The sequence below is a fragment of the Microbulbifer mangrovi genome, assembly GCF_002009015.1.
In the GTDB taxonomy this organism is placed as follows: Bacteria; Pseudomonadota; Gammaproteobacteria; order Pseudomonadales; family Cellvibrionaceae; genus Microbulbifer; species Microbulbifer mangrovi.
This window is the reverse complement of sequence record NZ_LZDE01000062.1, coordinates 1-541: the sequence shown is the minus strand read 5'-3', so window position 1 is coordinate 541 and position 541 is coordinate 1. Positions and strand designations below refer to the sequence as shown.

The 541-nt window shown below is 45.7% G+C and carries 1 protein-coding gene; it reads left to right on the top strand.

Going from position 1 to position 541, the window contains the following annotated elements:
• Nucleotides 1–423: hypothetical protein (locus B4U49_RS00265; protein WP_204902947.1), on the top strand; the 423-nt coding region annotated here is incomplete at its 5' end.
• Nucleotides 424–541: the final 118 nt, after the last annotated feature.

Sequence of the window (541 nt, the reverse complement as noted above, 5' to 3'; positions counted from 1 at the left end):
CCGCCGCTGCGCACGGCGTTAAGGCAAGTAATGAAGAATCCCTTTCTTTGTGTACTGATATTAAGTTGGCCTGTAATTGCTAGCGCAATGGATCAGAGTAAATTCAAAGGGTATTTGGTTTACGATGAAGAATGGATAGGGTTTTATCGTTGCGGGGGTGAGGTTTACGGGCTAGACGGAAGTGGCGGTCTCGATATTTCTGCTATGTACCAGAGGGAAAAATCAGGTTTCAGGGAGCTACTGTATGTCGAGCTCCTTGCTGAAGTCACAAACCAAGGCGTTTATACTTTTGGTCCGTCCTCACCACAGAAAGAAAAAAATCTTCGTATTAAAAAAGTTATAAGAACTGAGAATCATGAATCACCAAAGTGTAGTATTGCTTCCGAAGCAACAATTATCACTATCTATGATGACGCGTCATGATTCTAAATTCTTCGAGTGAGGTACATCGGGGCTGGAATCGGACCCCGGAGGTACATCGCCTTAACAAGCAGCGGCAGGGCGACAGCCAACACTGCGCACCTTTTGTGTTACTCGCTGG